At 40.2% G+C, this 19,923-nt stretch carries 19 protein-coding genes and 1 tRNA gene; 6 read left to right on the top strand and 14 right to left on the bottom strand.

Going from position 1 to position 19,923, the window contains the following annotated elements:
* The 4 genes from nusG to rplS all read right to left on the bottom strand — a co-directional run bounded on the left by nusG (position 1) and on the right by rplS (position 1,634).
* Entirely contained in the window at positions 1-633 is a 633-nt protein-coding gene (gene nusG, locus ACMX3D_RS12205) for a transcription termination/antitermination protein NusG (RefSeq protein WP_482751672.1), read from the bottom strand.
* Complete coding sequence (secE, locus tag ACMX3D_RS12200; protein ID WP_482751671.1) at positions 633-854, bottom strand: preprotein translocase subunit SecE; 222 nt, start codon at positions 852-854, stop codon at positions 633-635. The genes nusG and secE overlap by 1 nt, the downstream gene beginning before the upstream one ends.
* A 194-nt stretch (positions 855-1,048) precedes the next feature.
* Positions 1,049-1,121: transfer RNA gene (locus tag ACMX3D_RS12195), tRNA-Trp, on the bottom strand.
* Positions 1,122-1,271: 150 nt separating this feature from the next.
* Positions 1,272-1,634, bottom strand: a complete 363-nt coding sequence (gene rplS / locus ACMX3D_RS12190; protein ID WP_190589086.1) for a 50S ribosomal protein L19 — start codon at positions 1,632-1,634, stop codon at positions 1,272-1,274.
* A gap of 151 nt (positions 1,635-1,785) precedes the next feature.
* Between rplS and ACMX3D_RS12185 the strand changes: the two genes are divergently transcribed.
* Positions 1,786-2,724: a glycosyltransferase family 2 protein gene (locus ACMX3D_RS12185; protein ID WP_482751670.1), complete on the top strand. Its 939-nt coding sequence runs from the start codon at positions 1,786-1,788 to the stop codon at positions 2,722-2,724.
* Between the two features lie 291 nt (positions 2,725-3,015).
* Here the strand turns inward: ACMX3D_RS12185 and ACMX3D_RS12180 are convergent, their stop codons facing one another.
* Together ACMX3D_RS12180 and ACMX3D_RS12175 are read right to left on the bottom strand one after the other, a co-directional pair.
* Positions 3,016-6,258 carry an efflux RND transporter permease subunit gene (locus ACMX3D_RS12180; protein ID WP_482751669.1) on the bottom strand — a complete coding sequence of 1,081 codons (3,243 nt, stop codon included), beginning with the start codon at positions 6,256-6,258 and terminating at the stop codon, positions 3,016-3,018.
* A gap of 41 nt (positions 6,259-6,299) precedes the next feature.
* Entirely contained in the window at positions 6,300-7,760 is a 1,461-nt protein-coding gene (locus ACMX3D_RS12175) for an efflux RND transporter periplasmic adaptor subunit (RefSeq protein ID WP_482751668.1), read from the bottom strand.
* A 507-nt stretch (positions 7,761-8,267) separates the two neighbouring features.
* Here ACMX3D_RS12175 and ACMX3D_RS12170 point away from each other — a divergent pair.
* On the top strand, positions 8,268-8,807 hold the full coding sequence (locus tag ACMX3D_RS12170; protein ID WP_482751667.1) for a phycobiliprotein lyase: 540 nt from the start codon (positions 8,268-8,270) through the stop codon (positions 8,805-8,807).
* Positions 8,808-8,878: 71 nt separating this feature from the next.
* On the opposite strand, the gene ACMX3D_RS12165 is transcribed toward ACMX3D_RS12170, so the two are convergent.
* From ACMX3D_RS12165 to ACMX3D_RS12155, 3 genes are all read right to left on the bottom strand, one after another.
* Positions 8,879-9,505, bottom strand: a complete 627-nt coding sequence (locus ACMX3D_RS12165; RefSeq protein ID WP_482751666.1) for a hypothetical protein — start codon at positions 9,503-9,505, stop codon at positions 8,879-8,881.
* A gap of 95 nt (positions 9,506-9,600) precedes the next feature.
* Complete coding sequence (locus ACMX3D_RS12160; RefSeq protein WP_482751665.1) at positions 9,601-9,816, bottom strand: DUF2839 domain-containing protein; 216 nt, start codon at positions 9,814-9,816, stop codon at positions 9,601-9,603.
* Between the two features lie 122 nt (positions 9,817-9,938).
* Positions 9,939-11,495, bottom strand: a complete 1,557-nt coding sequence (locus ACMX3D_RS12155; RefSeq protein WP_482751664.1) for a helicase C-terminal domain-containing protein — start codon at positions 11,493-11,495, stop codon at positions 9,939-9,941.
* Between the two features lie 239 nt (positions 11,496-11,734).
* Here ACMX3D_RS12155 and ACMX3D_RS12150 point away from each other — a divergent pair, with 239 nt between their 5' ends.
* Both ACMX3D_RS12150 and ACMX3D_RS12145 read left to right on the top strand, forming a co-directional pair.
* Positions 11,735-12,697, top strand: coding sequence for a M48 family metallopeptidase (locus ACMX3D_RS12150; protein ID WP_482751663.1), 963 nt, complete (start codon positions 11,735-11,737; stop codon positions 12,695-12,697).
* 387 nt (positions 12,698-13,084) lie between these two features.
* Positions 13,085-13,513, top strand: a complete 429-nt coding sequence (locus ACMX3D_RS12145) for a hypothetical protein (RefSeq protein ID WP_482751662.1) — start codon at positions 13,085-13,087, stop codon at positions 13,511-13,513.
* 109 nt (positions 13,514-13,622) lie between these two features.
* Here the strand turns inward: ACMX3D_RS12145 and ACMX3D_RS12140 are convergent, their stop codons facing one another.
* A complete protein-coding gene (locus ACMX3D_RS12140) occupies positions 13,623-13,895 on the bottom strand; it encodes a Uma2 family endonuclease (protein WP_482752328.1) in 273 nt (90 codons plus the stop codon).
* Positions 13,896-13,954: 59 nt separating this feature from the next.
* Entirely contained in the window at positions 13,955-14,122 is a 168-nt protein-coding gene (locus ACMX3D_RS12135) for a hypothetical protein (protein WP_482751661.1), read from the bottom strand.
* 108 nt (positions 14,123-14,230) lie between these two features.
* Here ACMX3D_RS12135 and lysS point away from each other — a divergent pair, with 108 nt between their 5' ends.
* Positions 14,231-15,757 (top strand): lysine--tRNA ligase, encoded by a 1,527-nt coding sequence (lysS, locus tag ACMX3D_RS12130; protein WP_482751660.1) that lies wholly within the window; start codon positions 14,231-14,233, stop codon positions 15,755-15,757.
* Positions 15,758-15,923: 166 nt separating this feature from the next.
* Here lysS and ACMX3D_RS12125 read toward each other — a convergent pair whose 3' ends face one another.
* Positions 15,924-16,658: a peptidylprolyl isomerase gene (locus tag ACMX3D_RS12125; RefSeq protein ID WP_482751659.1), complete on the bottom strand. Its 735-nt coding sequence runs from the start codon at positions 16,656-16,658 to the stop codon at positions 15,924-15,926.
* Between the two features lie 112 nt (positions 16,659-16,770).
* Positions 16,771-17,376: a helix-turn-helix domain-containing protein gene (locus ACMX3D_RS12120; RefSeq protein ID WP_482752327.1), complete on the bottom strand. Its 606-nt coding sequence runs from the start codon at positions 17,374-17,376 to the stop codon at positions 16,771-16,773.
* Positions 17,377-18,044: 668 nt separating this feature from the next.
* On the opposite strand from ACMX3D_RS12120, the gene ACMX3D_RS12115 reads away from it, so the two are divergent.
* Entirely contained in the window at positions 18,045-18,350 is a 306-nt protein-coding gene (locus ACMX3D_RS12115; protein ID WP_482751658.1) for a hypothetical protein, read from the top strand.
* A gap of 381 nt (positions 18,351-18,731) precedes the next feature.
* Here the strand turns inward: ACMX3D_RS12115 and ACMX3D_RS12110 are convergent, their stop codons facing one another.
* Positions 18,732-19,850, bottom strand: a complete 1,119-nt coding sequence (locus ACMX3D_RS12110; protein WP_482751657.1) for a T3SS effector HopA1 family protein — start codon at positions 19,848-19,850, stop codon at positions 18,732-18,734.
* Positions 19,851-19,923 lie beyond the last annotated feature (73 nt).

Here is a 19,923-nt window from a genome sequence, read left to right as displayed (position 1 = left end):
TTAGCTCTGTTTCTCTACCTGATTGAATTCCAATTCAACTGGTGTATCTCTGCCAAAAATCGAGAGCAAGGCTTTGAGTTTACTCCGCTCTGGACTGACTTCAATCACCTCGCCTTCAAAGTCCTTAAATGGGCCAGAAAGCACGACTATCTTATCACCTGTGGCCATGTCAATTTTGACAATTGGCTCTTGTTCGGTGGTTTGTTTGAAGATCCTCTCTACTTCTGAGTAACTCAGAGGTACTGGTTTAACGTGACCACGACCTTTGGCACTGCCACGTTTTTGTTCTGCGCCCACGAAATTGATTACATGAGAGGTGTTACGGACTACCTGCCATGTATCGTCGTTCATAATCATCCTTACTAGCACATAGCCAGGGAACACTTTTTCTTCTGTGTGCTGGCGACTGCCATCTTTCCGGATTTTTACCGCTGGCGTGTGTGGGATTTCCACTTGAATTATTTTGTCTGCTACGTCAAAGGTTTGGATGCGTTGTTCCAAATTTGTTTTGACGCGTTTTTCACAGCCTGAGGCTACTTGCACTGCATACCACCGCGCTTCTTTGAGCGCTGCTTCTGCTGATTCCTCTGACTGCAAATTTGAGTTAAGTGGGTCGTCTGTTGCAAAAGTCATCAGAACACCTGTTTTGCTGCCCAAGCAAACAATCCATCCACCAAATAAATCAAAGATGCGGAGAGTGTCACCATTAACAGCACGGCTGCTGATTCGCTCACTAGCTGTCTACGACTTGGCCAAACTACTTTTTCAAGTTCTTCTTTCGTTCCTTGAATGAAGTTTTGCAAGTTTAACCCGCCAGTATTTTCAGGCATTTCAGCTTCATTTTTTTTAGCCACTGTTGTTTATCCCCCCGTTTCTTGTACAGCTGTATCTTGCTAATTTGTATCTCACTGTTACAGCTTTGATTCCATCCTGCTGACTTGCAGCAAAAAATCTCTAATTATAAAACAATTATACCCGAAATCATCAGCACTAGCTACTGTATTGAGTAGAAGTGCTATTGTTTCGGGTTTTGTTTTTTGCTTGCGAGCGCGCCCTGGAGGACTTGAACCCCCGACATCAGGTTTTGGAGACCTGCGTTCTACCAACTGAACTAAGAGCGCACAGGTTGGTTTGGATTCGGTGATTGCGCTGAACTTTTATCTAGTTTAACGCAATTGCGATTTTTATTGTACATCATTTTTGTCGGGGAGACAACTGAGCGGCAAAAGCCGCTTGTTAATTGAGATTTCTCTCATACCCTGAGCAAAAAATTACAAAGGACGGTCGAAGCGTTGCTTGATCCGAGTTGCTTTACCAACGCGATCGCGTAGATAGTACAGTTTAGCACGACGTACTTTACCGCGTCGTACCACTTTTATACTGTCAATCCGAGGCGAATGTAATAAAAACACTCGCTCTACTCCTACTCCTTGAAAGACGCGGCGAACGGTAATAGTTTCGTTAATACCGCCGTTGCGTTTGGCAATGACAACACCTTCGTAGGGTTGTACGCGGTATTTATCACCTTCTTTGATTTTCACGCCGACTTTGACTGTATCGCCCACATAAATATCGGGCAGATTAGATTTTAGTTGTTCCGCTTCAATGGAGCGGATGATCTCTTGAGCGTTCATAGCCTATCTGCTTAAAAACCCACAATCATCCATAATAAATCGAGAATCTGCTTTCAGTCTAGTGATATATAAGATTTAGAATTTTTCCCCGATTTGACTATCTAAAAATGAAAGCTATATTGCATAAAGCTTTGCTAAAGGTGTGATTTTTATGAAATTTAGCGTCGTTATCACTACCTATAACCGCGTAAGCTTACTACGCCGAGCCGTTGATTCTGCTATCAACCAGACAATTCCTTGTGAAGTGATTGTAGCTGATGATTGTTCTACTGATGACACGCAAGCCTACGTAGAAAGCTTAGGTAATAGAGTAATTTACCATCGCAATGAGGTCAATAAAGGTCATGCGGCCACAGTCAATGCAGGCGTACAAAAAGCCAGTGGTGACTGGATTAAGTTTTTAGATGATGACGATTATCTAGCTGCCAATTGTATCGAAGAGATGGCGAAGGCGATCGCCCTTTGTCCTAGTGCTGTGATTTGCTCTTGTGTGGCGGCGCAAGTAGATGAAAATGAAGTAGAACTCAGTCGTACTCCTCAACTTGGCCCTGGTTTAGCTTTTTATGTTCCTCAAGCAGATATTCACTACGGTATGCTGCTGGAATTACTGCCTTTTGGTACACCTGTACAAGTAGCTTGCAGTCGTGATGCTTTTTGTAAAACTGGAGGTTGGGATTCTCAATTAGATGCTAATTGCGATGATATAGATTCTTGGCTAAGGATTGCTCAATTTGGTGATGCGATTTTTCTCAATCAATGTCTGGCTTACCGGACTATTTGGTCAGGAGCCTATAATCATAAGTTTGCTGTCTATAAACGTCTAGATACTAATATTTTAATTAAAGAAAAAATTTACTCATTAGTTAATGAAAATTATCGTCCATATATCCCTAGTTTTCAAGATATAAAAAACTATTTGAAACTCCATTGGGCTTTTGTAGCACTGAAGCAAAAAAATTTTCAAAACTCCTTTTTAGTATTAGATAAAGCTGTATTTTCACTTACAGCATGGCGACTTTTAATATCTGCTATCTTTTTACGTCATTATCACATCCAAAATTCCCATGTTCGCAAATTTATTTTGCATTAAAGTTCAATATTATAGCCGTAGTCACATAGGTTATACCATTTCACGAAAATCCTGATACAAATTCATTGGTTGTTTACTTTTTCCCCCTGCGCCCTGCTCCCCTGCGGCCTATTTGTATCAAACTTAAAGTGAAACGGTATTAGGGCAGTATTGATTGCTCAAAGCCTTGAAATTACTGGGGTTATACTCAACACTCAGTACTTTGCTATAAGAGGCTGATTCTTAAAAAATACCCCCGATTTTTTATGTCGAGGGTGTTGTAAATACCACAAATTTTTTACCTCATTTCTGTTAGTAAAATCTTTTCTTCCACTTATCAAAGTGGACTAAAATTGGCTGCACCCAACGGAAATCGAGAATATCGTGTAGCAGTGTATAAAAACACGGAATAATAAATAGTGTTAATACAGTTGCTAGTGACAAACCGGAAAACACAACTACACCCAAAGGTTGTAAAAATTCTGAACCTTCGCCAATTCCCAATGCTAAGGGGAACATACCTAAAACGGTGGTAATAGTAGTCATGAGTACAGGGCGTAAACGTTGTGGTGCCGCTTGTAAAATTGCAGTTTTGCGGTCTATTCCATCTCGTTCCCGAAGTTGGTTTGCTAACTCTACCATGATGATGGCGTTGTTCACTACAATACCTACCAACAACACTGCACCGACGATGACTGTTGCACCAATAGCTGTTTTAGTAATGTAAAGTCCGAAAATCCCTCCCGCTAGTGCTAATGGAATGGTAAACATAATCACCAACGGGTCGATGAGGGAATTGTATTGCACTGCCATCACTACAAATACAAGAAAGGTAGCTAATCCACCTAATAGTTGCAGGGAGCTTTGCAATTCTTGATTTGATTGGGCGGCTGCGCTAGGCAAGCGGCTAACACCTTCTGGCAAATCTAGGTTATCTATTACTTCCTGCACTTGCGCTATGGCTTGACTCAAACTAGCGCCCTCAGTTAAATTACCTGCAAGGATGACAACTTGGCGTTGGTTGATGCGTTGAATTTCTCCAGGAGCTTGCCCTTCAACGATTCTGGCAACATCACTTAAACGAATTTGGCGATTGTTGTCTACAAATAATGGCAATCTTTCTAATTGAGATGGTGTTTGTACTGCTGTTTCATTTAACTTGACCCGCACATCTATTAGGCGGTTGCCACGTTGTAATTGGGTGGGGACGCTACCTTCAAGGGCAGTCTGAATTGTATCGCCAATGTCTGTAGTAGTTAAACCTAGGGCTGCAACTCTTTCCCAGTCAGGTAAAATCTGAATTTCTGGTTGTCTATCATCGGCATCGGGACGGAATCTGGCCAGGGTAGCTTGCTCTTCTAAAGCTGCTAAAACTTGACGACCAGCTTGTTGCAATGTGTCTGGGTCATTTCCTTGCAGGATTACGTCAACATCAGCACCACGTACAGGCGAGTTATTGAGAATCAAACCCCGCACTTGTCCAGGGGAAAGGCGCAGACGAATTCCAGCTAAGTTTAATTTGTCAAGTTCTTGGGTGACTCGTTCCACATAAGCTTCGACATCGGTACCAGATTTGAGGGTAATGTTGCTAGTACCGCGTAAGGGGTTGGCATTGGTGGTATTGCCAAATAAGGCTCCACCAGCAGTGGAAAATACATATTCTGTTTCTGGCTGGTTGCGGAGAATCTCATCCACCGCATTCATAACTTTGAGGTTAGTTTCCAAAGGTGTTCCGGGAGGAAACTGGGCATTTAAGTTAGCTTGTCCTGTACTAATCCTGGGCAGAATTTCTTGGGGAATTTGTGGTGCCATCCACAAGCTACCACCACCAAAAAAGAGAATGGCGATCGCAACTGTCACTAACCGCCAACGTAATATCATACTTAAAAAGCCGCCATATCCTCTGGTGGCAGCATCAAAGCGACGGTTAAATTCTTTCAATAGCCAAAATTCACTCAAACGGCTAGAAAACTTCCATCCCAACAAGCGAGATGACATCATTGGGACAACGGTAACAGCAATTAAAATCGAAGCGGCTACAGAAAAGCTGATAGTTAAAATTAATTCATTAAATAGCAGGGCGATAAAGCCACCAATTAGCAAAAATGGTAATACTGCTACCAAGTTAGTACTAGTAGAAGCTATTAATGCTGATTCGACTTCTCGACTACTTTGTTCTGATTGATTGATTAATTGCTGTTTGTTCAACCTGCTTCTAGTACTTTTGCCTGGGGTCATTCCTACACCTTCGGCAATGTTCTCTAACATAACGATGGAGTTGTCCACCACAATACCTACACCCAGCGCTAAACCACCCAAACTAAATACGTTTAGGGACAAGCCAAATAACCCCATCAAGATAATTGCCGCTAGTGTGGCTAGGGGTATAGCGAGGACAATAATCAAAGTTTGCCGTAAGGAACCGAGAAAGAGGAGAACTGCGATCGCAGCTAGTAATGTCCCTATCAAACCAGAACTAGTAACATTGGAAATAGAATTACGGATAAACCGGGATTCATCTAAAGTAGGGGTAATTACTGTTCCTTCAGGAATTACACCAGATTGGCGCAATTCTTCTATACGTTTTTTGACACCATCAACAACGTTGATAGTATTGGCATCTGGCTGTTTTTGAATACTGACTTTTACAGCTGGTTCACCATTGAGGGAAACGAAAACTCTTTGTAGTTCTGAGCCATCTATAACTTCGGCAAAGTCTCGCAAATAAACGCGGCGGCTAGGGACTGATGATTGAGTATTGGTGTTGGTTGTAGAAGACCCAGAAGATACCTCAAACGATAAATCTCTCAACTCCTCGGCGCTACGGAAGCGACCTACAGTCCGCGTTAATGGCTCGGAATTCTGTCCCAAAATTCGACCGCCGGAAATATCTTGGTTGCGGTCTCTCAGTTCATCTAAGACATCCGTTAAACCTACGCCTAAACTTTGCAAGCGGTCTAAATCAATATTGACTCTAACTTCTTCTGGTACTCCTCCCGATACATCTACCCCGGCAACTCCAGGGACAACTCCTAGTTCTCGCGCTAGTTCTTCTTCAGCAAAAACACGTAAATCTACACCTTCTAAGCTTGGTGAAGTTAACGCTATTTCATAAACAGGTAACTGGGAAGGATCTACTTTAAATAAGCGTGGTGCTTCTATAGTGTCTGGTAAAGTACCTCTGGCCCGGTTAAAGGCAGCAGTGGCATCGTTTAAGGCTTGGTCAATATTGCCTCCTGGTTGAAAGTACAAATCCAAACTGACTTGCCCTTCACGGGTTTGAGAAAAGACTTGTACCACACCTTCAGTAGCGGAAAAGGCTTCTTCTAAAGGCTTGGTCACTTCATCAATTGCTACCTCTGGAGAAATACCTGGTGCTTGTACCCGCACACCAATCCGGGGATAGGTAATTGAAGGTAGTAAATCTACGGGCAGTTTAACAATAAAAAATACACCCATCACGATTACCGCCAAGGTAAGCATGAGCGTACCGATATGTTGGCGAATGGATATGGCACTAATACTAAATCCGCCGCTTTTTTGGACTTGCTGCATGGCTATGATTGCACTCCAAATTCAACCTGATTACTGAGTTGTTAATTTCTGGTTCCGCGCGGTGTAGAATTCGATTCGCCTGTTTCGGAAAGAATTGAAAGACGTACAGGGTTGCCATCTTTTAAAGGTCTACCACTGCGAACTACGTAACGTTCTCCTGGTTGTAAACCCGATAAAATTTCTACTTTGCTGTCAGCTTTTTTACCCAAGGTGACGGCTCGCGCTGCTACTTTTGGCTGTCCTGGGGTGTCTGTAAGTACAAATATGGTGCCATTTGTCTGGTTTCTGGAAGCCTGTTTATCTGTGGCTGCTTTTTGAATGGCGGTTTGCGAAACTACAACTCTCGGTGCTGTTTGGTTTTCAAAATTAACTCGTGCTAACAGTCCACTACCGATGTTGCTATCACGGTTGGGAACTTCCACTTCTACAGGTATCAGGCGAGCGGTAGCATCGGCGGCTGGAGATATGCGTATAACTTTGCCAATTAATGTTTTTTGCGGGAAGGCATCTAAGCGTACTTGTACAGATTGCCCAAGTTTAATTTTTGCCAGTTCTAATTCCGAAACTTGGACTACTACTTTCACACGGCTGAAGTCGCCAATTTGCAGAACTTCACCGCCTGCTTGCAAAAGATTTCCTGGTTCTGTAACTTTGCTTGTAACTACACCATTGATGGGAGAAATCAGTCGGGAGTAGGAACGGCGTTCTTTGGCTTGGGCGACGACTGCTTGTTGTGCTAGGACTCTACCTTGATCTGCGGCGACGGCTTGCTGTTCTGTACGTACTTGCTCAGTCGCAGCTCGTAAGGCTTGGGCGGCGGTTTGGGCTTGAGTGCGTGCTTGTTCGGCAGTTTGTTGGGCGATCGCACCTTCTTTATATAATTGCTGTTGTCTTTGTGAGTCGGCTTGCGCTTGCACTAGTTGTAAGCGCAATCTCTCAACTTCCGCACGCGCATTACTCACCTGGGTTGCGGCTCTTGCTACTTCGGATTTTTGGGCTGCTAGTTCTGCTTCGGCTTGTTTTAAGTCTGTCAGCAGCAAAGCATCATCTAACTGCCCGATGTTCTGGCTTCTTCTGACACTATCGCCTACATCTACGTTTAAAGATAATAACCGTGCTTCTACTTGCGATCGCAGCGATACAGTGCGATAAGGTATGGTTGAACCTGTATACTCTTGTGGCTTTTCTAGTGTATCTGTACGGGCGATCGCCACATCTACTGGTGTTGCACCGCCACGTTCCCCACTTCCTCTTTGTGATTGTGCTTCAGCAGCTTCTTTTGGTAGAGAGCCACAACTAGCCGACAGTAATCCTGTGCTTAATAAACAAGCAAATAATGATATGAATTTCTTTGATTGGCTATGGGAACACTTGATATTTTGTGTGGGTTTTTCTGTATCAATCTTGGCGATTAAATCTAACTGGCTATTCATCACTTGGATTGGAGCTATGTAGGTTTGCTGTTTCATCGATTTTTGCGGTTGTTGTCCGGGTAAAATCATTTATTTTGCTTATGTAAAAAGTTTTTCAAACATAACAGCTTTTTATTCCCAAGTAATTTTGTATATATGTCTATAGCTAGATTAAATAATAGTAAATAAATGTTGACTCAAAAATATTTGGTAGCAAAAATTACAATTTTTGCTAAATCAAGGTACAAAAGCCTGCTGCTACTTGCTGATTCAGAAGTAAAATATTTTTTACCTTTTGTGAAATCAAGATTGTAATCTATTTTTCTCAATCATCTTGGCTGTGGCTCAAGATAAGAGGCTTGTAGAAAATCAGATTTAGGGCTAATTTTTGCCCTAATTTTGGCGTTAGCACGCTTAAAATGATGATATTTAGTTTTACTAATTATACATAACATATACTAGCAAAGATGCTAGGAAAGTAATCTGTAATTCTCAGTATTTATGAGATATATTAAAAAATCTAAACCGTAATTGTCTTTTGTCACCCTGTAGTATATGTACAAACGCTATTTTTACCATAGGCGAGGACTATAACGCGTGACATCACCGCTAAGACTGACTCAAACCACTCACGAAGCAGAAATTACAGAATTTTTCCGAAAATCAGCCGGTCAGTGGCGCTCAGAAAGACGCTATTATACCCTCCCAGAGGGAGAAACGAAGGAAATGGTGAGTCTAATCACCATTCGGTTTTTGGAAAGAGGATGCGCCCAATTGCAAAAGTTGGCGCAGTTGCACAATTTACCTGATACAGATACTTTGATTTGTGGTGCGGAAGTAGTTTGGAATAGTACGGATATACTAAAAAATAGGCAAGATTCTCAAGGTTCGACATTATTTGGTGCATTAGGAAATATTTTGTACCGCGATCGCGGTTTTGCCACATCCAAACCAATCACCGCAGAATATTATTTCCCTAATTCTGAAACTCTGTGTTTGCGAACTGAGTACAAAGGTTCAGTGTTTGAGGAAGAATTAAAGTTTATTGGTAACAAATATCGCACCAGACAAACAATTATCTCTCGTGCTGGAGAACAGTTGATGATTGGTCAATATTTGGAAAAGCGAATTGAATAAGCCTTAGAGTTTAATGGGGAATAGATATCTATTTATTGTCTATTCCCTGTTAATCAGTTTTGTTTTAAAAGCTAAGTAAAAGCAATAGCACTCCTATATTCAACACTTGCTCTTGCGACAGTATTTAAATCCAAAAGTAGTGATTTGTGAACGCTTAAAAAATCGCTTTCATTATCTAACTCTTCTTTCCTTTGTTCATAGAGATTGTTTAGGTTAGGAGTAAATTCTCCAAGATTAAAATTTAGTAATTTTGATAAATCTTCTAACTCTTTGACTAAAGCAATACTTGAGCCAAGCCAATAACCAGGTAGATTTTGATCATAGATAACTGTTTCAAAATCAATAGGAACGTAATATCCATCCCAATCAGAATGACAAATTAAATGAGATTTTCTGTCTTCAAGAATATATTCTCTTAAATATGCAGGAATATTTTTATTGTTACTGTCTTCAACTGTTGGATTCCACTCACGATTTTCAAGAAATCTGGCTGCTAAGTATCTGAGATAGTGAATAGTGGAATATGACCAACTAAGTTGTGGAAATTCTAAATTATGAACCCATTCTCCAAATGGCTCCTGATGAGTCGGTAAACCTTGCTGTTGAAGCACATTGTTAATATCAACAAGATCGCCTTCTACAAACTCAAGAAGTTCCTCATCAGCCCATTCTCTAGCTAACCAGATTGTAACGCTCATTTTTTGGATAATTTGAACGTATTTTTTTAATTATTTATTAGGACGGTAGGTTGGGTTGAGTGATAGCAAAACCCAACCATCTGGTGGATTTTTCTTTAACCTACAACTTGCCACCAACCAAAGGCTGGGCCAATAAAACGAATAGTTACCCAAACAGCAACCATAGTACCAATCCCAATCCAGGCTCCGCGAGTAGTCCAAGTCACAAATAATTCGGATTGTTTTTTGGTGATGGGAACCCAAGGTAAAATACGTTCTTCTTGACCGTAATTTTCTCCCAGTGTCTCTTTGCGACGTTTTGCTTCACCCATAATTAGCAATTCAAAATTTCAATTAGTTTGTGTTTTATTCTAAATTTACCCACAAGCTGATAATACCGTTTGCTCAGAGGCGATCGCTATCCGTTGACAAAATATAAATAGTTATCTGTCATTTAGGCAGAATCTTCTTCATCCGGGTTAGAGAATAAACTGGGGTCGAGATAGTTAATACGTGCTAGAGGACTAAGCGCCGCCAGGATTTGTGAGCCATAGCTGCGGTTAACAACTCGACTATCGAGCAAAGCGACTACACCTTGATTTTCGCGTACAGGAGCGATCGCTCGTTGCAGTTCATTTAACGCGGCTGGTAATAAATATAAACGGAACCAATCTTGATGCGATCGCTTATAGTGAGCTACCCTACCAGCCACCAGGGGATTTTCTAAAGATGGCAGGGGCAAAGTCGCAATAATTAATAGATGGGGCGCAGGTAAAACATGTTGATGTTCTCGCCAATATTCCCAACCACTAATCAAAATACCATTTTCATCTAAACAGGTTTTTTCTACCTGCACCCGCGAACCAAACTCTGAAGCCAAAATCGCTCCTACTTGCGCCTTGAGTGGTACATCTCCCACTAAAATAACTGTCAATCCTGGGGCTGTCGCACTCAAACATAGTAGTGTACGAACTTTGTGAATAAAGGCTGGTTGAAATTCTGGCGTGTTAGGTAAAGGTAACTGATGGGGTACATACAGTTGAATAGCTTGAGCTTGACTATCTGAGGAAAACTTTAAGCAAGTTACATCATCCAACCCCAAACGTTGACGAAATACAGGCGCTTCCGTTTCTGCTTCTAAAGCACTACCGATTAACACTACTGGCTGTCGTTGCCAAATCGGCGAAAGTATCTCGCCAAGTTCAATCGGGGCGTAATGCAAAGAAAATAAACCTTGGCGACGAGCAATAGTTGCCCAAAAAAGATGAGGTGGGTGATTTACAAGAGAATTTTCATCGATGTATTGAAATTGCTGCCAGAAATTTTTCCAAACTTCAGGAATAGCCTCTAGTTCTAACTCGGCAAAAAGACGATGAATAATTTCTGCTTCTGGCTGGGAGATGAGATAGCACTCATAAGGATTCGCTGGGTGCTGAAATACTTCTTTTGTCAGTTGTGTTCTAGCAGAACGAATTGCTTCAACTTGGTAAGGACAAGCCAGCATTAGTTCTTCCCAGTCTTGAGGTTGCACATTTTGAATTAATTGATGACGTACCCAATCTTCTAAATCATCTACGCCATCAATAATTGTCGGAATACCTGGGGGAAAGGTATCAGAAGATGTTAACTGTCCTTTTAACCAAGCTTCTGGAGAAGTCAGAAGTAACCCTTGGAACTCGGAATTAGGCCAAACATCGCCTGTCCTGATTGGTTTTTTAGCTTGTAACCACTGTTGTAAGCGGGGTATTTCTACTTGCAATAAACGTTGTTGCACTGTTTCTGGAGCAACAATAATAACAGGGCCATGCCACATCAATGCTGATGCGACAAAGCTAGTGCGATATCGCCCTTGATAGCCACAAGCTGCTCCTACTTGAATTAAGGCACTACGTCCCAGACGCAAGGCGCGTGCTACCAACCTTGCCATCGTCAAATGATGAGGCCAGGAAGGGAACCCCGCCTGCGATCGCAGGAAGTTATGTAGTGACAAATGAACTTCTGCCTCAATCACACGCTTTTAATCCCATACAAAGTGATTTTTACTTCCATTAGCCCCATTTCTATTATCTTGTCATTAGTCAAGAGTCCATAGTCCATAGATTATTGATCCTTGACCCTTCGGGTTCGCCAGTGAGGGAGTCGGGAAACCCGACGACAGTTGCTACAACGGAGGGAACCTCCGCAACGCACTGTCTCCCCAACGCACTGGCTCACCATTGACTACTGGCCATTGACTCATTACTGTAATTTATGCCAACTTACACAGGAATTTCTAGCGAAGCCTTTAGGCATCCACTTGATCGCCAAGCTGAACAAGCTTTACGAAATTTACCAGGATTTGATTTAATTGCCCGTAAATTCATGGAATTTGTCTACGAACGCCCGCAGTTAGTCTATCTAATGGGTAACACCATCCAAGTAGGGCCACGTCAATATTCCACTATTTACCAGATATTTCGGGAATGTGTGCGGGATTTGGACATTTACCCAGAACCTGCACTGTTTGTCTCACAAGATCCCCAAGCAAATAGTTATGCTTTAGGGCAAGATAATCCTTTCATTGTCATAAATACAGGCATACTAGACTTGCTAGAGGAAGTCGAAATTAGGGCTGTTTTAGCCCATGAACTGGGGCATATTAAATGTGGTCATACTATTTTAATTCAAATGGCGATGTGGGCGATGAGCGCTGCTTCTGCTCTAGGTGAATTGACCTTTGGCATTGGTAATTTCGTTACCCAAGCCTTAATCTACGCCTTTTTTGAATGGCGGCGGAAAGCTGAATTAAGTGCGGATCGTGCCGCATTGTTAGTAATTGATGACTTAAATCCTGTGATGTCTTCGATGATGAAGGTATCTGGCGGAAGTAGCAAATATGCCCACGAATGTAGTTTACAAGAATTTATCCGCCAGTCTGAAAATTATCACGCATTGGATGAAGATGGACTGAATCAAATATATAAATTCTTGGTCTACAATGGCGCTCAGGGTGCGATGTTGAGCCATCCTTTTGCTGTAGAACGTATACGTTATTTAAAGGAGTGGGCAGGATCAGAAGAATACCAGCAAATTCGCCGAGGCAACTATCAGCGATCGCCTGCTGAGGGTGCAGTAAATGTTGCATCGGAAAACCCCGCAAGTGAAGCAGAAAATTTACGGCAGCAAATTGAAGAATTACAACAAGAAATTAACAGAATGAAAAGGTCTCAGTAGCCAGTAGGGTGGGTATTATAATTCCCACCCGACAACAGTTTATTTTTATTTATTATCAATGATTAAGTTGATTAAAAACCATAAAATTATCTTATCAATTTTAACTTCAAGTGATAACTTTTGGAGGACAAGCTTTTTACTTGCTTCACTGAACATAAATTTTCTGTAGCGTGATTTATTTTTTAAGATTCCCTGATCTCCGATAATACTTTCTAGGGGTGCATGGCAGAAATCAATATTCAGGAGAAACTTGTCTTCTGTATGTTGCTGTATGCCTTTGTTAAATAAGCTGGAACATCCTCTATACTACCAGCTACCAAGATTCAATATAACTTGAATCTTGCCTAACTAATCTTGGCATGAAATTTCGTTTAGGCATTTCTTAACATGGTACTTAAATTTCCCAAATGGCTATCTGTGGTAGCTAATATTCTTGCTCTTGTCATCTTTATGCCTGGGATTGCTTTAGCTACGCCTCTACAAATTCATGGTAGTTCTAGTGTGATTTCTGCACGAGATAGCCAAGCTACAGTCAATGTCATTTCCTATTCTGAAGCTGATTTTACTCCCCAAGAACGCCAAAAAATTCAGGCTTTACGTCAACGGCGCAATAAAGAAATTAATGCCATATTAACTGCATCACAACGGGAAAAGCTGAAAGAAAAGTTACGGGCAGGAGATAATATTTATCAAGCTCTAGAAAGTTTAGATTTACATCCAGATCAGCAAAACATGATTAAAGCTGTTATGCAATTGATCAACTTGAAAATGAAGGCTATTATGTCTCAGTATTCCTTACAAGTAGGGCAAAGATAGCATATATAATTGCCTAGATAAGCCATAAATTTTGTAAGTTTATAGTTGTGTTAATAGCTGTGTCAATAAAAAGCGATCGCTCTTGATTAAATTGTGGCGATCACTAAACTTATGGAAACAGTTGACTAATTTGAATTGTAATTTCAGGAAAGGCAATTAAGGAGATTGATAAATCTTCGTCTAAAATTAATTGTTGACTGTAACCTGCTAAATTAGGTTCGCGAAAAACATAAACCTGACGCTGATTTACATCTAAAATCCAGTATTCTGTAATTCCTGCCTTAGCATAAAGAGGGGCTTTTTGTTTACGTTCTGTTTCTAGTGTTATATCCGCCACCTCAATCAACAAATACACTTCATCCGGTACAGGATGGTGGTCAATGTATTTTTGTGAATCGATGGCAACAATGGCAATGTCCGGTTCAGGTTGCGAGTATTGGCTTAACTAGATGCACACAATGTTGTAGCAGCGTGGGGAGGGTTTTTCGCACTCATGGGTATTACTTGTCCCTCAATTAATTCCACTCGTTCGTCGGCTTTGATAATACCTGTGTCCAGCATTTGGTGATATTCATCTACATTCCAGAGGCGGACTTTGGTTTGCGTCATTGTCAGATACCTTTGGCGATCGCATTTCAATTTTGCCAAGTGCAAAAATCTCTCACTGTCTACTTTTGCAGCATCTATAATTAATCTTGCCCTATTTAGTTCGTTACCATGTCGGAAGAAGATATCCGTGCCGCAAGGCTGGAAAAAGTAGACCAGATTAAGCAGTTAGGGGCTAATCCCTACGCCTATCGTTGGGAATCCACCCACAACGCCGCCCAATTGCAAGAAAAATTTGCTGATTTAGCCAACGGCGAAGAAGTTGATTTAGAAGTTGCGATCGCCGGTCGGATTATGGCGCGGCGTGTTTTTGGTAAGTTGGCATTCTTCACCTTGCAAGATGAAACCGGCAACATACAGCTTTATCTGGAGAAAAGTCGTATTCAAGAAAGCATGGCAGAAATTGATGCTGATGCTTTCAACCACCTGAAGCAACTCACAGATGCAGGCGATATTCTGGGAGTTAAAGGCACGATTAAACGGACTGAAAAGGGCGAGTTATCAGTCTACGTCAAACAATACACCATCCTCACAAAATCCTTATTGCCCCTACCCGACAAGTGGCATGGATTAACAGATGTTGCCAAGCGCTACCGCCAGCGCTACGTTGACTTGATTGTTAACCCTGAAGTCCGGCAAACTTTTCGCCGTCGCGCCCAAATTACTGCTGGTATTCGCCGCTATCTAGAACAGCGAGATTTCCTCGAAATTGAAACGCCAGTTTTACAAAGTGAAGCTGGTGGTGCAGATGCACGACCTTTTATCACTTACCACAACACTCTCGAAATGGAGTTGTATCTGCGGATTGCCACAGAACTCCATCTCAAGCGGTTGATTGTGGGTGGTTTTGAAAAAGTGTTTGAATTGGGGCGGATTTTCCGTAATGAGGGAATTTCCACCAGACACAACCCCGAATTTACCTCAATCGAAATTTACCAAGCCTACGCCGACTACAACGATATGATGGCACTGACGGAAGGTATTATTACCACCGTTGCCCAAGAAGTTCTCGGCACATTGCAAATTACCTACCAAGGTGAAACTGTAGATTTAACACCACCTTGGCGAAGGGTGACAATGCACGATTTAGTTAAAGAAGCTACAGGCTTAGACTTTAATTCTTTCCAAACTTTGGAAGATGCAAAAGCCGCAGCTAAAAATGCGGGGATTCCTGGTACAGATGAAGCCCAATCAATTGGGAAGTTACTAAATTTAGCTTTTGAAGAAAAGGTAGAAGGAAATTTAATTCAACCTACCTTTGTTATTGACTATCCTGTAGAAATTTCGCCCCTAGCAAAACCCCATCGTTCTCAACCAGGTTTGGTAGAACGATTCGAGTTATTTATTGTGGGACGGGAAACCGCCAACAGTTTCTCAGAATTAACAGATCCCATCGACCAAAGAGAACGTCTCGAAGCCCAAGCCGCCCGCAAAGCTGCTGGTGACTTAGAAGCCCAAGGCGTAGACGAAGACTTTCTTACCGCCCTGGAATATGGAATGCCACCAACAGGCGGTCTAGGGATTGGAATTGATCGGTTAGTAATGTTATTAACTGATTCTGCAAGTATTCGGGATGTCATAGCTTTCCCCTTACTCAAACCAGAAAAAACAGAAGCATCCCCAGAATCAGCAAGTTAAAAAAATCAAAAATGTTCACTAAAGAACCTGTATAAACGTAAAATTTTGCGTTATTACAGGTTTTTTATTTAGTAGTGAGATAAGAGAATGGTAGGTTGGGTGTAGTAACCCAACAAAATCTGGATGATGTTGGGTTCCGTTCTTCCACCCAACCTACACCCTGACATTAAATCTGCACCACAATTTTGATTTCTTCAAGTTGTTGCTTTAACCAAGCAGAAAATAAATCTCTGAGAATTTTGCAGCGTAGTGCTTCGTCTAAATGAGGTTGAATAATTTCTTCAACCCGAATCAGATGAACTCCTTTTTGTGTGAGAATTGGCTTGAGAATTTGTGGTGGATTAGCTGTAAAAACACAACCTGCAATCTCTGGACTCAAATTGCTACGGCATCGTCTTCCGCAATATCCACCAACGCGGCGTAATTCTGGTTCTTGTATGTATTGGTTAGCAATATCTTGGAAAGAAATTTTGTTTTCTTGCAATGCATAAAACAGTTTCCAAGCTAAGTCTTCGTCATCTAAAACAACTTCATAAGTAATACAGGCAGCATAATCGAGTTGATGTACAGAAAAGAAAGGTTCGACTTGTTCTGCAAAGAGATGATGGGCTAACTTTGTAGAAAGTAAGGAAATTTGAACTAATTCTTTGAATTCATTTAAAGAAAGATAATGTTTTTCTAGCCATACTTCCGTATCTTTAGCTTTGATCAGTTTTTTTAGCGATCGCATGTTATCTGCCGCCTGTTGAAGCTCTCCTGCTTTGATTTTTATACCCGCTTGATCAGCAGCATTAGTAATAATTTTCCTAGTAGCTATTGCCTCAATCATCTCTGGAAGTTGGCAAGAAAGCTTTATTTGATACAAGATATCTTCAGGAGAAATAATAAAAAAATCACTCATTATTTAATTCCTGTTTTTTGAAAATAGCAGCCACTAGCTAGATTGTGCCGTTGAAATATTGATAGTACTTTTAACAACACAATCTAAAAAGATATACTCTCTTTTCAAATAATTAGTGATGGGTATTAACGAAATAGAGTAAATCTTGAAAACTATTATGCTCACAGGTAAATTGTAAATCACCTATGAGAATTTCAGAGTCTTGAATATTAGCAGTTTCTTGTTGAAGATTATTATTTATTCGTTTCGTAGACAGTCCCATTTGTTTAAGTAAACGGCTGATATGGCGTTCGGTAATTTTAATTCCCATTTCACTTGCTAAATGTTTACTTAACCATTGTGCTGTCCAGTTTTGGAATGGATAGCCATAATCATGAGGGCTATTAGTTACTAATTCTTTCAAGCGTTCGATATATTTTTCATTAACACTTTTGGGCCTACCTATCTTTTGTTCCTGCCATTGATGAGCTAACCCAGCTTTTGCTACACTGCTCCAATATCGCGCCATATGGTAAGAACAGCCTAATATTTGACAAATTTTACTTGGAGATTTACCTTGATCTGCCAGCAACATAATTTCGATGCGGCGGCGGTATTCAGGTTGTAAACTTGTTTGGAGATTTTTTAACAAAACCTTTTGCTGAAAAGGTGTTAAAAACTTACTGTTATTAACATTAAAATTTTCCAAATCTTGAAGTTGGTTGATTTCATGTGACATAGAAAGTACAAACCTCATCCAAATAGAAAAAGCATCCCAAATTGGTGTTTTTGCTATAACAGCCATTGATTTAGTCTGCTTAGCTCAATATTTTTGCGAAATGTGCATCTATCAATTGATTTAGTATTTTGCTTTTCTCTCCAAGCTCTAGTCAATTCTAATTTAGTGAAATTGAATCACTTGGCTAAATGACTAATTTTTGATTTAGTTGAATAACTTCAATATTAGTAAAGGTGTTTTATCAATCACAGCCATAAATAGTAGTAAAGTAGTTTATCGCTGTTGTATTTAATTTATATCTTCAGCAAGATTTAAATTCATATTTAATTATTAATTAAAATTAAATATGAATATTAATTAAATAAAACAATTTGTTTATTGAAAATTCAAGGTCAAGAAAGCGGTTATATACAGCACATTTCATCTCAATTAAGTACATTACCCCACCCATGCTACGGATACCATTGGTGAACTCTCCAACTTGATCATTTTCAGACATCCTCTGAGGTGCGATTGCGCGGATCGCAGTTTTAACAGCAATCCTATCTTCTCAAACTCACATTTTGATAGGTTTAAAACTCAATATCAAGCTAGGGAAAAAGTTGAGCTAATTTTCTAAACTCAGAAAAACTATCTTAAGTCTTGAATTAAGCGACTGGGGGAAGGTTATGAACATCATCAAAATAGAAATAACTTCAGTGTTGAATCAACGTCTTTTTGCTGCTTTTTTGGCTGTAACAACTTTAACGACTACTGTTGCTGTCAATGTTTCTCCATCATATGGACAAATCAGACCAATTATTAGAAATGGTGTGAAACTGTGTCCCAAAATCGAACAATGTAAAAATTACGTGCGAAATCGTTACCAAGAGCTTAACCCAAAGGTATATGAACAACAGCGTAAACTACAGCAACTACGGCAACAACAGCAACGACAATATCAACAACAGCCATATCAACAACCCAGATATTAGTCGAGTCTGAGGTAAATGTAACACGAATTATGATTGAGCCAAGATATCACCAAAAATCTGTCATATAACGCGGAAAGGCTCAATTTGGGTGAGATGTACAGCAGCAAAAGCATAGATAATGACAAAGACTAATGATCAAATATGGACACTGAGCGAATTTAAAGCCTGTTCCCTGCTATACCTCATGTACTTGCAAAAAAACATTAAAAAAAGTCCTTAGACTAAGATGAATACTTGAGTCTAAGGACACTTATTAAAGGCTAACAATCATCAATAGATATTCAATTAATATTTTTGCGTCTATAATTTTGTACAACAATAAGCTGATTTTATTTTATTGCCTCTAAAAAACCCAAAAAAGATTCCTGACACAATCCATGTTCAAACTAATTGTGTATAAATATCCTGAGAGTTGGAATTAAGATAAGGACGTAGTAATTCAATTCCTTGTAAGGCAAATTGTTTAAGTATTAAAGCTATACGATTTTCTTTTGATTCATCCCCTTGTTGTAAAGCTTCTAGTAAAGCATTGGCAACAATTTGGCAACGATTTATGCCAAAACTTTCTTTCTCAGAAAATTTATTATCTGGTTCTTCTGCAAGAGCAACTCCGGGGGCGAGTAATTTTGTAAATAGTGGAATTTCTTCTCTAAAATGTGATTTATAGTTGACATAAATATCTTGCAGTACTTGTTGAATCAAGGGATATTTGGTTTTCTCAAAGTAAAGTACTGCTGTATCGTAGCGCTCATAGTCTGAAGGATTGTAAAGCGCTTTAAAAGTGAAAGGGATAAACATAGTGTTGAGTTGATCTGTTAGGCTGCTCATGACTGCAACTGCACCTTCAGGACTTAAATTAAAGTAAACACGTACAAGGTGTGAATCGATCGCAGTATCAGCACTTCTTGATATTCCGGCATTTCCCACCGCCATGTAAAAACCATTCTGTACTAAATTACGAGGCATCTTGACAGCAACTATATCGCCAGCGATCGCATTTTTTTCTGTATCTTGAAGAAAGCGATCGCGTTCTATGTGCAAAGTCAATTCACCTTTTTTCACTGCAAGAGTGCGATCGCTTTCTTCTACTAAAACTTGCCAACCGTGGTCAAAATAGCCTATACCTTTATTGGACAAGTGTAATTGCTCATAAAACTCTACATCTACTCCAAGATAAGTATTATTCTCTAAATTCTTGGGCATTGTCGAATCCATTGGATTTATATCTAAAGACAGAGCAGATCGCCCAGCACCGCAATAGTAGATGCTGTAGAGAAAATTGCACAATTGTGAATTAAGAAACTTGTGCTGAAGGTTTAATGGTAATCGCTGAAAGCGTGATACTGCCTCATCGGGAAGTTTTAAAGGTTTATAATTTGGATGGGAAATACAAAAGTTAGATTGAATCTGAACCTTAGTAGCTATATCTTCTAAGGTATTGAGTAATTGCTGGCTCAAAGTATTTGCAGTTTGCAATGTCGGTGAATTTAGCAATTGCATAATTTTCTGTCTGTTATTAAAACTACTTAGATAAGTGCAAAGGTGTAGGATGAATTAATTCAAAAGCTGTCAT

Source organism: Anabaena sp. TISTR 8404, assembly GCF_056847745.1.
Note: the sequence above shows the minus strand (reverse complement) of the source record. Positions and strands in the feature narration are given on the sequence as shown.